At 33.8% G+C, this 13,112-nt stretch carries 11 protein-coding genes; 9 read left to right on the top strand and 2 right to left on the bottom strand.

Annotation, left to right across the window (positions count from 1 at the left end; genetic code table 11):
• Positions 1–13: 13 nt before the first annotated feature.
• From phnW to cbpA, 6 genes are all read left to right on the top strand, one after another.
• Entirely contained in the window at positions 14–1,111 is a 1,098-nt protein-coding gene (phnW, locus tag BAU27_RS04680; RefSeq protein ID WP_071770229.1) for a 2-aminoethylphosphonate--pyruvate transaminase, read from the top strand.
• Positions 1,108–2,292: a saccharopine dehydrogenase family protein gene (locus tag BAU27_RS04675; RefSeq protein ID WP_071770228.1), complete on the top strand. Its 1,185-nt coding sequence runs from the start codon at positions 1,108–1,110 to the stop codon at positions 2,290–2,292. Before phnW ends, BAU27_RS04675 begins: the two co-directional genes overlap by 4 nt.
• 40 nt (positions 2,293–2,332) lie before the next feature.
• The gene (locus BAU27_RS04670) at positions 2,333–3,115 is read left to right on the top strand and encodes a DeoR/GlpR family DNA-binding transcription regulator (RefSeq protein ID WP_071770227.1); all 783 of its coding nucleotides are present in this window, start codon (positions 2,333–2,335) and stop codon (positions 3,113–3,115) included.
• Between the two features lie 438 nt (positions 3,116–3,553).
• On the top strand, positions 3,554–5,836 hold the full coding sequence (locus tag BAU27_RS04660) for an NEAT domain-containing leucine-rich repeat protein (protein WP_071770226.1): 2,283 nt from the start codon (positions 3,554–3,556) through the stop codon (positions 5,834–5,836).
• A 249-nt stretch (positions 5,837–6,085) separates the two neighbouring features.
• Positions 6,086–6,715 carry a class II aldolase/adducin family protein gene (locus BAU27_RS04655; protein ID WP_071770225.1) on the top strand — a complete coding sequence of 210 codons (630 nt, stop codon included), beginning with the start codon at positions 6,086–6,088 and terminating at the stop codon, positions 6,713–6,715.
• Between the two features lie 125 nt (positions 6,716–6,840).
• A complete protein-coding gene (gene cbpA / locus BAU27_RS04650; RefSeq protein ID WP_071744763.1) occupies positions 6,841–7,464 on the top strand; it encodes a cyclic di-AMP binding protein CbpA in 624 nt (207 codons plus the stop codon).
• 67 nt (positions 7,465–7,531) lie between these two features.
• On the opposite strand, the gene BAU27_RS04645 is transcribed toward cbpA, so the two are convergent.
• Complete coding sequence (locus BAU27_RS04645) at positions 7,532–8,302, bottom strand: divergent polysaccharide deacetylase family protein (protein ID WP_071770224.1); 771 nt, start codon at positions 8,300–8,302, stop codon at positions 7,532–7,534.
• Positions 8,303–8,785: 483 nt separating this feature from the next.
• Between BAU27_RS04645 and BAU27_RS04640 the strand changes: the two genes are divergently transcribed.
• Positions 8,786–9,067, top strand: a complete 282-nt coding sequence (locus BAU27_RS04640; RefSeq protein ID WP_071770223.1) for an aspartyl-phosphate phosphatase Spo0E family protein — start codon at positions 8,786–8,788, stop codon at positions 9,065–9,067.
• A gap of 29 nt (positions 9,068–9,096) precedes the next feature.
• Here the strand turns inward: BAU27_RS04640 and BAU27_RS04635 are convergent, their stop codons facing one another.
• Positions 9,097–10,593, bottom strand: a complete 1,497-nt coding sequence (locus tag BAU27_RS04635; RefSeq protein WP_071770222.1) for an ATP-binding protein — start codon at positions 10,591–10,593, stop codon at positions 9,097–9,099.
• 193 nt (positions 10,594–10,786) lie between these two features.
• Here BAU27_RS04635 and BAU27_RS04630 point away from each other — a divergent pair, with 193 nt between their 5' ends.
• Together BAU27_RS04630 and BAU27_RS04625 are read left to right on the top strand one after the other, a co-directional pair.
• Positions 10,787–11,233, top strand: coding sequence for a MarR family winged helix-turn-helix transcriptional regulator (locus tag BAU27_RS04630; protein WP_071744767.1), 447 nt, complete (start codon positions 10,787–10,789; stop codon positions 11,231–11,233).
• A 160-nt stretch (positions 11,234–11,393) separates the two neighbouring features.
• The gene (locus BAU27_RS04625) at positions 11,394–13,088 is read left to right on the top strand and encodes a M3 family oligoendopeptidase (protein WP_071770221.1); all 1,695 of its coding nucleotides are present in this window, start codon (positions 11,394–11,396) and stop codon (positions 13,086–13,088) included.
• Positions 13,089–13,112: the final 24 nt, after the last annotated feature.

Below are 13,112 nucleotides of genomic sequence, written 5' to 3'. Positions count from 1 at the left end.
GGGGCATAGGATCATGAATGAAAATCACTACTTATTATTAACGCCAGGACCATTAACGACAACAAAAACTGTAAAAGAAGTTATGTTATATGATTGGTGTACGTGGGATGTTGAATATAACACGATGGTGCAAGATGTAAGAAATAGGCTTGTATCGTTAGCAACAAAGGAAGAAGAAAAGTACACAACAGTTTTAATGCAGGGAAGCGGTACGTTTTCGGTTGAAGCAGTAATCGGTTCTGTTATTCCTACAAACGGAAAGCTGCTAGTTTGTACAAATGGTGCGTACGGTAAGCGGATTGTACAAATGGCAGAGATGTTACATATAGATGTGGTGGTCAGTCAAACAGAAGAGTGGGAGCCTACTAATATTGCAGAAGTAGAACAGTTATTGCAACAAGATAAAGAGATTACACATATTGTAGTTGTTCATTGTGAAACAACTACAGGTATTATTAATCCAATTGTAGACGTATGTAAATTGGGAAAACAATACGGAAAAGTTACACTGGTTGACGCGATGAGTAGTTTCGGTGGTATTGAAATAGATATCGCTGAGATGCAAATTGACTTTCTAATTAGTAGTGCGAATAAGTGTATTCAAGGTGTGCCTGGATTCGGCTTTGTTATCGCAAAGCGTGATGAATTGTTGAAGTGTCAAGGACAGGCACGTTCATTATCTTTAGATTTATACGATCAGTGGGAAACGATGGAAAATCAAAATGGAAAATGGCGTTTTACGTCACCTACACATGTTGTACACGCTTTTTATCAAGCGCTCCTGGAACTAGAAAAAGAGGGCGGAGTAAGAGCACGTTACAATCGATATTATAACAATCAAAAACTATTAGTGAATAGAATGAAAGAAATCGGATTTAAGCCACTAGTAGATGAAAAATATCAATCTCCTATTATTACATCTTTCATTTATCCAGAAGCAGGATTTGAATTTCAGCAATTATATAACGAATTAAAGCAGTACGGATTTGTTATTTACCCAGGGAAAATTTCGAAAGTAGATACGTTCCGTATTGGAAATATCGGTGATGTACATGAAGAAGACATTAATCGTTTAGTTGATAGTATTGCTAAAGGGGTTGTTATAGGGTGAAAGTATTTTGCTTAGGTGGAGCAGGTAAAATTTGTCGTGAAGCAATTGTAGATTTAGTTCAATTTTCATCTTTTGAGACGATTACGGTCGCCGATTTTAATGAAGAGGAAGGCCGAAAAGTAGTAGAGTGGTTAAATGATCCTCGCGTTGATTTTGTAAAAGTCGATGTGACAAATCATGAGGATACTGTTGCAAAAATGAAAGGCTATGACATTGTAATGGATGGCACGACGATAAAGTTAAATGGATTGTCCACTCGTTGTATTGCAGATGCCGGCTGTCACGGTGTGAACTTGAATGGATTTGGTGAAGAGAATGAATCCCATTCTATATTTGTTCAAAACGGAAAAACATGTTTACCTGGTTTTGGTATGACGCCAGGTGTAACACAAATGATGGCTATGCATGCAGCAAATCAGCTAGATACTGTAGAGTCAGTTCGAGTAAGCCATGGCTCATATCGCCCAATTGCTTTTTCAGCATCAATTACAGAAACAACGACATATGAATATGATCCACATTTACCATCGCGTACAGTGTATGAAGGTGGTGAATTTCAGCAAGTACCTCCGTTTGCGCGCCCAAGAGAAATTGAATTACCAGCGCCTTACGGAAAAACAACGCAGTATATAATCCCGCATTCAGAAACGATTACGTTGGCGAAGGCGCTGGAGGACAAAGGTGTTGGGCTGATAGAAACGAGAGGTACTTGGCCTGAGCAAAATATGCAGCTCATTCGTGCTTTATATGATTATGGTATATTGCGTAATGATCAAATTGAAATAAATGGTGAAGAAATAGGTATTATGGATTGTATTTCGAAGTATCTACTAAAATCGAAAGAAGGACAAGAAACAGAGCTTTATGGTTATGCACTTCATGTAGAAGTAGTAGGTATGAAAAATAATCAAAAACAAAGGCATGTGTTATATCATACACATCCGCTATCTGACGGTTCTGTAGTAGGTTGGGAGAAATTAAGAGCTTATACAAGAAATGTTGGAATCCCATTCGGAGTCGCTACAGAGTCAATTGCAAAAGGAGTAGTTAATAAAGTCGGTGTTATTACTCCTGAAGAAGCTTTTGAAAATCCACAAATCATTTTTGACGAATTAGAAAAGCGTGGTATTCATATTCATGAAGAGGTTTCTACTTACAAAGAAAATTATAACTTTGTATAAGTAAGGCAGTTTATGAGGTAGATATAAATGGGGTGAGGCTATGTCTGTAGTAGGTGAAGAAAGAAAGCGAACAATTCTTGAGAAGGTAGAGTTTAAAGGGAAAGTAAAAGTTTCAGAATTAGCGAGAGAGTTTGCTGTATCAACAGAGACGATTCGCCGGTATTTAGAAGAATTAGATCGTGAAAAAAAGTTGAAGAAAGTGTATGGTGGAGCCGTTCAACTTCCGGGAGCTGGAATAGAGGCACCAATGTTAGAACGAGAGATGCTGCATATAGAAGAAAAGAAAAGAATTGGGTATAAGGCAGCAACGTTTGTAGAAGATGGAGATGTTATTGCAATTGATGATGGAAGTACACCACTTCAAATGGTACCGTATCTTGTTCATCGTAAAAATTTGACGATTGTTACGAGCTCTTTCCCAGTAGCGACACAATTAATATCTTCTATTAATAAAAAGATGTTTCACGGTGAGGTTTTATTTATTGGTGGAAAAGTATCTCCAAAACATTCACGGGTGTCAGGGTCTATTTCACAGCAAGTAATCCATCAATTTCATTTTCATAAAGCATTCGTTTCGATTGATGGGTTGTTGCCAGGTTTTGGGGTTTCTAGCTTTGAATTAGAAAAGGCGAAACTGTCAGAAGCGATGATTAAGTTAGCTGAGAAAACATATATTTTATGTGATCATACAAAGGTAGGCGTAAAAGGGAATTATAGAATAGCAGCATTTTCTCATATTCAACATGTCATTTGTGATAAGAAAATGCCTTATAGTTTTGAAGAAGAAGTCAAAAAGCATAATATTCAATGGACCATGTGCTAAATGAATTGAATACATCTAGACTCCCGCCTAATTTTTAGGTGGGAGTTTTACTATCAGCAAGTAACAAAATAAAAGATTTGTATTTATGCAAAAAGTGGACACATTTTCTCATCTCGTTCATATAATTTACCAATACAAAAAAAGTTGGTCGAAGGAAAGAAGGGGAAGTATGTCAGAACGGATATATAATAAACTTGTATTGTATGCAAACATTTTGCAAAAAATTGGTGTTATTAATGAAAAGGAAAAAAGTGAAATTCTTCATACGATAGGTAAAAAAGCCCTTTGAGTAAAGGGTTTTTAATTTTTTATCTATAGAAATATAAACTCAATGTAATATTCTCATTGACAATGATAATGAGATTCATTATCATTTATTATGTTAGTAATTGATAGGTATTATCAATTAAAATATATATAAGACAAGGGGATATTATTTTGAAAAAAAGTTATATTAAAGCTCTAGTAGTAGCAACCACATTGGCTATTCCATTTGCTGCGTATTCTACTCCAGCGTTAGCAGCAATAAAAATTGAAGCAAACCAGTCGTTAGCAGCAGCCAGTAATCGCACGTATGATACTGAGATTAAAATATATAAGGATCAAAAAGATGAGCCATCTATGGTTTCTCAGTACATAAAAAATCCTAAAGTAGCAATTGAAGACGGGAAAAAAATTGTTACTGTAACAATGCAAGATAGCGATTATTTTCAATATCTTAGAATAGAAGATAGAAAACAGCCTGGTGTATTTCATGATGTAAAAGTTTTGTCAGAAGATAAGAGGAAAAATGGGACGAAAGTAGTTCAATTTGAAATTGGTGAATTTGAGAAGAAGCATAATATGCAAATGCATATACTTATTCCAGCTATTGGATACGATCACAAATATCAAGTTCAATTTGAAATTAAAGATCCAACTGTAAGCGACAAAGAAACAGAGAAACCAGATGATAACTCTAATTCAGGCAATACGGAAACAGATAATCCAGTTGATAATCAAAATATGATAACAGATAACAAATTAAGAGAACTTGTTAATAAAAAAGTATTTAATAGAAAAGATTTAAATACACCAATTACGAAAGAAGAGTTATTACAAGTAAAGGACTTGTTTTTAAACACGAATGAGATTCTTGATTATAGTGCATTAAAATATATGCCAAATTTAAAATCTTTAACAGTTGCGAATGCGAAGATAACAGATCCGTCGTTCTTTGCGAATTTAAAGCAATTAAATCATTTAGCTTTGCGTGGTAATGAATTTTCAGATGTAACACCACTTGTTAAGATGGATAATTTAGAATCTCTTGATTTGAGTAATAATAAAATTACAAACGTTGCACCACTAATTGAAATGAAAAATGTAAAAAGTTTATATCTATCAGGCAACCAAATAGAAGATGTAACAGCATTAGCGAAAATGGAACAACTAGATTACTTGAATTTAGCAAATAATAAAATTACGAATGTTGCTCCATTAAGCGCGTTGAAAAATGTAACATACTTAACTTTAGCAGGTAATCAAATTGAAGATATTAAACCGTTATATTCATTACCTTTAAAGGACTTAGTATTAACGCGTAATAAGGTTAAAGATTTATCGGGTATTGATCAAATGAATCAATTAAATAAATTATTTATCGGGAAAAATCAAATTGAAGATGTGACACCACTTGCTAAAATGACTCAGCTTACAGAATTAGATTTACCTAATAATGAGTTAAAGGATATTACTCCATTATCAAATCTAGTAAACTTACAAAAGCTTGATTTAGAAGCAAATTATATTTCAGACTTATCGCCAGTTAGTAATTTGAATAAGTTAGTATATTTAAGTTTTGTTGCAAATGAAATCCGTGATGTTAGACCAGTAATAGAACTAAGTAAGAAAGCTTATATTAATGTTCAAAACCAAAAAGTCCTTTTAGAGGATACAGAAGTAAATAAAGAAGTAAAAGTACCTATATACGAGAAAGACGGCGAGGTATCTACAAAAATCCGTCTGAAGAGTGATGGTGGTACGTATAGTAATGATGTAGTGAAATGGAGTACACCAGGTGAGAAAGTATATGAATTTGGAGTGAAAGATCCATTTGCGGATACAGGAATCTTCTTTACAGGATCTGTAATTCAAAATGTAGTAGAAAGTAAAGGAGATAACACTTCTAAAGAAGATGAAAAAGTAGAAGTAGTAGAATTTAAAGATGTACCAAAAGGACATTGGTCAGAAGAAGCAATTAATTATTTAGCGAAAGAAAATATTTTTAAAGGATATGGAAATGGACAATTTGGATTTGGGGATAATATTACCCGTGGACAAGTTGCATCTTTAGTACAAAGGTATTTGAAATTAGAAAATAAAGTAGAGCAGAAAGAAATGTTTACAGATACGAAAGGGCATATGTTTGAGCAAGATATTGCTACAGTTGCACAAGCTGGAATTATGCAAGGAGATGGTACAGGGAAGTTTCGTCCAGAAGGAGTATTAACTAGGTACGAGATGTCAGTAGTATTACAAAAAGTATTTCAGTTAAAAGCAAATGAAAGTAATTTGGAGAACTTTAAAGACGTACCAACTGGGCATTGGGCAGAAGGATATGTGAAAGCTTTAGAGGATAATAACATATCAAAAGGTGACGGGAATGGGAACTTTTTAGGAGATAATTTCGTAACACGTGAACAATATGCACAATTTTTATATAACGCAATAAAAAAATAATAAATGAGAAAAATACGTTATTCTTTAATAAGAAGAATAACGTATTTTTTATATGTACAAAATCAAGTAAGAAATAGACAGGAGTACTTATAGGTGATATGTCTATTTTTCCGAGAGGTGCTGAAACCATATTGACAAAAAGGCATTCTCGTGTGATAATTCAATTAAATTTTTAGAATAATCAAAAAACATTCCTTTTACATAGAAAGGATTTGAACATTATATTAATATTACGCCGGGGGTGACGAAATGTTATTTTTTCTGAAGAAATGGAACGAATTAAAAGATATGAAGGCAGAACTGGCACTTCGCGATTGGTTTTATGGTACAAAAATTAGTTTATCGATGTGTACGTCAAAAGAGCCATTAACATTTTTGATAAATGTAGAGGGAAGAGATAAAGGAGTATTTTCTGAAGAAGACTTTATTGTAGTAAATTGCATGTGTGAGCCAGTATTTGAAAACGAAGAAAAACCAGCTTCAGAGTCGTTTATGCATGCGGATATTTATAAAAAAAGCAGTGCAGAATGTATTTTGCAAGTACAGACTGTAGATAGTCATTTAATGTCAGAGCTATATGGGAAAGAAGGAGAAGTAACATTCGAAAAACGCAGCGTGGAACGTGTTTTTGGCAAAGAAGGCATTACAGAAATGACAATTCCAATTGTAGAAGATGAAAAAAAATTCGCTGATTTATTGGAAAGTAATGTTCCGAATTTTACTGAAGGTGGAGGAGTAGTCCTTGTTCATAATTACGGAATGATTGTATGGGGAAAATCACCAGAAGAAGCGAAAAAATGGTTGGAAGGTATAGAATATTTAATGAACTATCACGTAAAGCTTTTAATGATAAAAGGGGCAAAAAGTTCTGTTATATAAAGGTATATTCATAGTGGTTACCATTATATAAAAATGAAAGCGTTTTAAAAGTAAATTTCACTCATAAAATATAGATCTCCTTATTATATATAGATTACATGTTGACATGTAAGGAGGAACATATTTTGCGAGTTAAATATCATTTTCTGCCAAAACAGCAGGTGACATTTTGCAAAACGAATGATTCTGGTGAAAAGGCTTTGCAAATTATGAATGAAACGGGATTTCGGGCGATCCCCGTATTAGCAGAAGATGAGAAGGAATTCACGGGGATTATTTATAAAGTAGATCTTTTAGAGAAGAAGTGTAATAGCGGATTAGAGCATGTAAGTACAGGAGATGTGCTGGAAGATTCAAATTCGTTTATTTTTGAAAAGGATTCTTTTTTTAGAGCTTTTTACGTGATTCGTCGTCTCCCGTTTTTAGCGGTTTTAAATGAATATAATGAATTTGTCGGTATTTTAACACATTCTAATGTATTTGATGTTATTGAAGATTCGTTCGGTATGCGGACGGGTGGTTATATATTAACAATTGCAACACAAGATTGTAAGGGAACAATTAAAGAGCTGGGGACATTGTTAAAGGCATACAATATAGGTGGACTGTTTACGCTTGATAATGGTGATCAATATATTCGCCGTATTATCGTAAATATATCAGATGAGTTAAATGAAAAAAGATTAAAGCAATTAATTGAAAAGATAGAGAAAAAGGGATTTAGGGTGAGTCATGTAGATCATATTTAAGTTAAAAAAGAAAGGTAGCTATCTGTTAAATGTAGATAGCTACCTTTTTTAGTACGAGAAATGAATCTTATTTTGAAACAGGAGGTGGAGATAATACTAAATCAGATAAAAAAATGAAGTCTGCATGTTCGCGAACTTTAGGAATAGAAGTTTCAATAACACGTGATGTAATTTCACCTGGAGGACCAACGTGCCCGATAGCTACCATGATTGGTTTTTCTTGAATTTTTTTGATGAGTAATTGGGCTTGTCTTGAAATATGACTTGCCGTATATACATCATCAAAAAATAATTGATTTTCAATGATAGGCACCCCTAATTCTTTACCGATTTTTGGGACAACACTATTAGGATTTGTTTTACTATCTAAATAAAATAAACCGTGTTTTTTACAGGCAGAAAGTATAAGACGTACAATCCTTTCATCAGCGGTTACTTTTGATCCCATATGATTGTTCATTCCTATTGCATGAGGTATTTCTTGAATTGCTTGTTCGAGTCGATTGTTTATTTCTTCATCGCTTAAATCTGTTGTAATCGCTTTCGGTCCAAGCCACTCTTTTTTTCCTCTAATTGGCTCCATGGGCATATGTATAATAACTTCATGCCCTTTTTTATGGGCAGCTATTGCATCTTGTTTAGTAGAAGGAAGAAATGGCATAACAGCAATAGTGAGTGGAATAGGAAGTGATAACATCCTATCAGTTCCTTTCATATTATTGCCGAAATCATCGATGACAATAGCAACTTTATTCGTATGAGCGTTTGCTTGAATAGGAAATAGGAAGAAGGGTATGAACAGGGTGAAGACGAGAAATGTAATAGTATATTTGCGCATTTAAATATTTCCTTTCTATTTTATCCCGCTATTTGCGGGCAGTAATATTCCCACCTCAAAATTCGGCTAGAGCAAAGAAGTTAGGTGGGAGATCCACTGCCCGTAAACGCCCGATTGGTGAGGGCTAATAATCAGTTGGAGGGAGAAAAATCCCTACTGATTAAAGTTTCACTTTATCAATCATCATTATGTTTTGCGTTTTCACATAAATTAAACAAAAAATGTCGAAGAAAAGTACATTAAAAATAGAGAACCCACTGTTTACTGAGCATTTACAAAAAAGAAGATGAAAAAAATGTCTATTATTGCGAATGTATTTACAAAGATAGAATAATTTGTAATAATTCTCAAAGTGAGGGTAAAGATTTGTAAATTACAGGGGGAAAATGTTAAATTTTCTGATTCTTCAAATAGGATTAAATGCTTAAAGAGCTAAAGTAGAAGAGACGTTTAGAGCATGGAAGAATAATAAGGGGGATATGGATGTTTACTGTAAAAAGGAAGTACACATTAGAAAAGCTTTCGCATGATATTCATATGAAACGTGAAGAAATGATTCATTTAGGATTAACAAGTGGATTAAACAGTATGGAGACCATTCAAGTTAGTCAAGAATTGGACAAGCTTATCGTACAGTATCAGCGTTACAAAGAAAAACAAACACCGAAATGGATTTCAATTATAAAGGTCCCTATTTTTCAAATTGGGTATGAAGGCAAATCGAGCAATTTTTGGAGAATGCTTGTGGCTGGTTTTATGAAATAAGTATAATTATCCTTTTGGGATAAGGATAATTATACTATGTGTAATGGAATCTCTATATGAACTGTCGTTCCTTTGTTTTCTTTACTATCAATAAATATATGCCCGTTGTACATCTCTACAATTCGTTTACATATGACAAGCCCAAGACCTGTTCCAGTATCTTTATTAGTAAAGAACGGATGAAAGAGGTGTTTTTGAATATGTTTTGGAATTCCCTTTCCAGTATCAATAATTTGCAGTTGTGCGTGTTTTTCATTGTTTGTTACTACAATGGTTAATGTATCACCAGAAGCCATAGCTTCAATTGCATTTTTTGTAATGTTTAAAACCACTTGTTTCATATGGTCTTTTGAGCAAAGTATATGAACAGGGTGGTCTGGCAAATGTAAATGAAATACAATGTTATGTAGATTCGCCTCAGATTGAATAATTAATGCTACCTCATTAAGAATCGTTCTTACATCATATGTTTGCTCAATGATGGCAGTCGGCTTTCCAAGAATAAGAAATTCGCTTACAATTTCATTAATACGTTCAATTTCTTGTTCAATTACTGAAAAGTAGAACTGATCCTGTTCATCTCTATATTTCTCTTTTAATAGAGCAACGAGTCCTTTAATTCCAGTAAGGGGATTACGGATTTCGTGAGCTGTACTAGCCGCAAAAGTTCCAACCAATTCAATCTTCTGTCGTTCATTTTGTTGTCTTTCTAGTTTTGTTTGCCGTTTTAATAACATATATTGAGCGAGTAAAAATAAAATAGACATTAAAAATAAAGTAGCTATACATTCTATTGAAACTAACTGGTATAAGGTTTGTTGATGAATAGGTAACGGAGAAACAGAGACCTTCCAGTTTAATCTTTGGAGTGGGGTAGTAAGCATATTAGAATGCTCATCACTTGTTTCATTGTTATCATCGGTTAGAAAAACTACATCATGTTTATCAGTTACTTCGAAATGATATTGTGGTTTAATAGCATTTAAAGAGGATGAAATGTAGTCAAAGCGTAAACTAGCTAACAATAACCCAGAGAGTTCCTTTTGTTTATTAAATATTGGCGAGGCAATCATAATAGCTTGATGTCCAAGGACGCGATCTGTAATGACAGATGATACAGTTGTTTTCTTAGTTTGTAATGCGTCTTGAATATACTTACGGTCTGAGACGTCTACAGGCCTTGATTCACCTTCTGATGCGATTGTAATGATTCCTTCTGGTGTAGCGTAATATAGACCAGAAAATCGTGCATCGTTTCCATCTGTATCATGTACAATTTGTTTAATTCCATTTATGTTACCAGTCTCGGTACCTACGACTTTTGCGAGCATTTCTAAGGCAGAAATCGCTTCACCAAGGTGATGGTCTAAATAGTCTCTATATAAAAAGAGAACAGTATGAGCAGATAATTTGTTTCCCTGTTTCATTTGATAAGTGTGATACGAAAAAAATGCGGCACCAATCCCTATCGTTGGCAGTATAACAAGCAGTATGTAAAAAACTATGCTTTGTAATTTGAATTTCAAATTTGGTACTCCTTCTTTTTTATTATCATTATATATAAACTATGTTAAAATTGTCATGTTTTTATTCAAGAATCATTTGCATTACATTAGGGAGAGGAAAAGGGATGAGTGAATATTCATTCGGAAATTGTAATGAAGTACTACATTGCTTTTCTTTTTGTTGTGGAGAATTTAAGTGAAGGGTTGAAATGGTATGACATCAAATAATGAGCGAGCAGATATTTCTCAATCTTTAAAAGTATTTATTGCATTATCCCGTGTACATCGTTCTGTTATGGATACTACAAATAAATCCATACAAAGTAACGGATTAAATCCAACTGAGTTTGCTGTATTAGAACTACTATATCATAAAGGAGGCCAACCACTTCAGCAAATCGGTGAGCGTATTTTAATAGCTAGTGGCAGCATTACATACGTTGTAGATAAGCTAGAGAAAAAAGGACTAGTAAAGAGAATCCCGTGCCCGAATGATAGACGTGTTATTTATGCACAATTAACGGAGTCTGGAGAGAGCTTTATTGCTTCTATTTTTCCTGGGCATGAGCAAGTTATACATCAGTCTTTCGAAATGTTAACGAAAGATGAAAAGGATGAATTACTTGATCTATTAAAAAAGATTGGAAAGTATGAAAAATAATAATATGTTCCAAAGGAGCTTTGGATAAAGAAATCCAAGGCTTTTTTGTTTACATGTAATCATGACAGTATCTACTGTATTTTGCTGAAAAATAAGAGGATATTTGTAAGTAAGCATTGAATTATAGTAATGATGCATATAATGGAGAGGGGGCGCGTTCATGTCATTTAAAGACTATGAATATAAACGGCCAAATATTGAAGAATTAAAAGAGAAGTTTACCGTTTCTTTAGAAAAGTTCGATAATGCAAAAACGGTTGAAGAACAAAAACAAGTAATTAATTCAATCAATGAAATTCGCAATGATTTTGGTACAATGGGGAATCTTTGTTACATTCGTCATTCTGTTGATACGACAGATGCTTTTTATAAAGAAGAGCAAGATTTCTTTGATGAATACTCCCCGGTTGTACAAGGCTACGGAACAAAATATTATAAGGCGTTAATGAATTCTCCATTCCGTGAAGAATTAGAAGCGTATTATGGAAAGCAATTATTTGCTTTAGCTGAATGTGATTTAAAAACATATTCAGATGAAGTAGTGAAAGATTTGCAATTAGAGAATAAATTGTCTTCACAATATACACAGTTGTTAGCATCTGCAAAAATTGACTTTGCAGGAGAAGAAAGAACATTATCACAACTTATTCCGTTCATGCAAGGAAAAGAAAGAAGCGAACGTAAAGCAGCAAGTGAAGCATACTACGGATTTTTAGCTGGGAATGAGGAAGAGTTAGACCGTATTTATGATGAGCTTGTTAAAGTGAGAACAACAATTGCAAAAACACTTGGTTTTAAAAACTTTGTTGAATTAGGATATGCGAGAATGTATCGTACAGATTATAATGCTGAAATGGTTGCGAACTATCGCCAGCAAGTATTAGATTATATCGTTCCGGTTGCAACAGAGTTAAGAAATAGACAAAAAGCACGCATTGGTGTAGAAAAGCTCGCTTATTATGATGAAAACTTTGAGTTTGCTACAGGTAACCCAACTCCAAAAGGTGATGCGGATTGGATTATTAATCACGGGAAAACGATGTATAAAGAATTATCAGCTGAAACAGATGAATTTTTTAATTTCATGCTAGATAATGATTTATTAGATTTAGTTGCGAAAAAAGGAAAAGCTGGTGGTGGATATTGTACATATATTGAGAATTATAAAGCGCCATTTATTTTCTCAAACTTTAATGGAACGTCTGGTGACATTGATGTACTAACACATGAAGCTGGTCATGCTTTCCAAGTATATGAAAGTCGTAAGTATGAAATTCCAGAATACAATTGGCCAACATATGAAGCGTGTGAAATCCATTCAATGAGTATGGAATTCTTTACATGGCCATGGATGAAGTTATTCTTTGAAGAAGATGCGGAAAAATATTATTTCTCACACTTAAGTTCAGCACTTCTATTTTTACCATACGGTGTATCTGTAGACGAATATCAACATTATGTATATGAGAATCCAGAAGCATCGCCAGCAGAACGTAAGTCAGCATGGCGTAACATAGAGAAGAAATATTTACCACATCGTGATTATGAAGATAATGATTATTTAGAGCGTGGTGGTTTCTGGCAACGTCAAGGTCACATTTATAGCTCACCGTTCTATTATATTGACTACACGTTAGCTCAAATTTGTGCGCTGCAATTTTGGAAACGTACAAGAGATAATAGACAAGAGGCTTGGGAAGATTATGTGAATCTTTGTCAGCAAGGTGGAAGTAAATCATTCTTAGAATTAGTAGAAGTTGCAAATTTAACATCGCCATTTGCTGAAGGTTGTGTAAAAAGTGTAATTACAGAAATTGAAGCGTGGTTACGTGCTGTTGACGACACAAAATTGTAAAAAACATGCGCTTTTTTTCACATG

This window comes from Bacillus sp. NH11B (assembly GCF_001884205.1).
Classification (GTDB): Bacteria; Bacillota; Bacilli; order Bacillales; family Bacillaceae_G; genus Bacillus_A; species Bacillus_A proteolyticus.
The sequence above is the reverse complement of the archived record's forward strand: the minus strand, read 5'-3'. Positions and strand labels throughout refer to the sequence as shown.

Excerpts from the sequence above, each read along its gene's own strand:
- BAU27_RS04640 (WP_071770223.1), top strand. The coding sequence starts at position 8,786 with ATGTTTACTGTAAAAAGGAAGTACACATTAGAAAAGCTTTCGCATGAT.
- BAU27_RS04645 (WP_071770224.1), bottom strand. The coding sequence starts at position 8,302 with ATGCGCAAATATACTATTACATTTCTCGTCTTCACCCTGTTCATACCC.
- BAU27_RS04625 (WP_071770221.1), top strand. The coding sequence starts at position 11,394 with ATGTCATTTAAAGACTATGAATATAAACGGCCAAATATTGAAGAATTA.
- BAU27_RS04655 (WP_071770225.1), top strand. The coding sequence starts at position 6,086 with ATGTTATTTTTTCTGAAGAAATGGAACGAATTAAAAGATATGAAGGCA.
- phnW (WP_071770229.1), top strand. The coding sequence starts at position 14 with ATGAATGAAAATCACTACTTATTATTAACGCCAGGACCATTAACGACA.
- BAU27_RS04670 (WP_071770227.1), top strand. The coding sequence starts at position 2,333 with ATGTCTGTAGTAGGTGAAGAAAGAAAGCGAACAATTCTTGAGAAGGTA.
- BAU27_RS04630 (WP_071744767.1), top strand. The coding sequence starts at position 10,787 with ATGACATCAAATAATGAGCGAGCAGATATTTCTCAATCTTTAAAAGTA.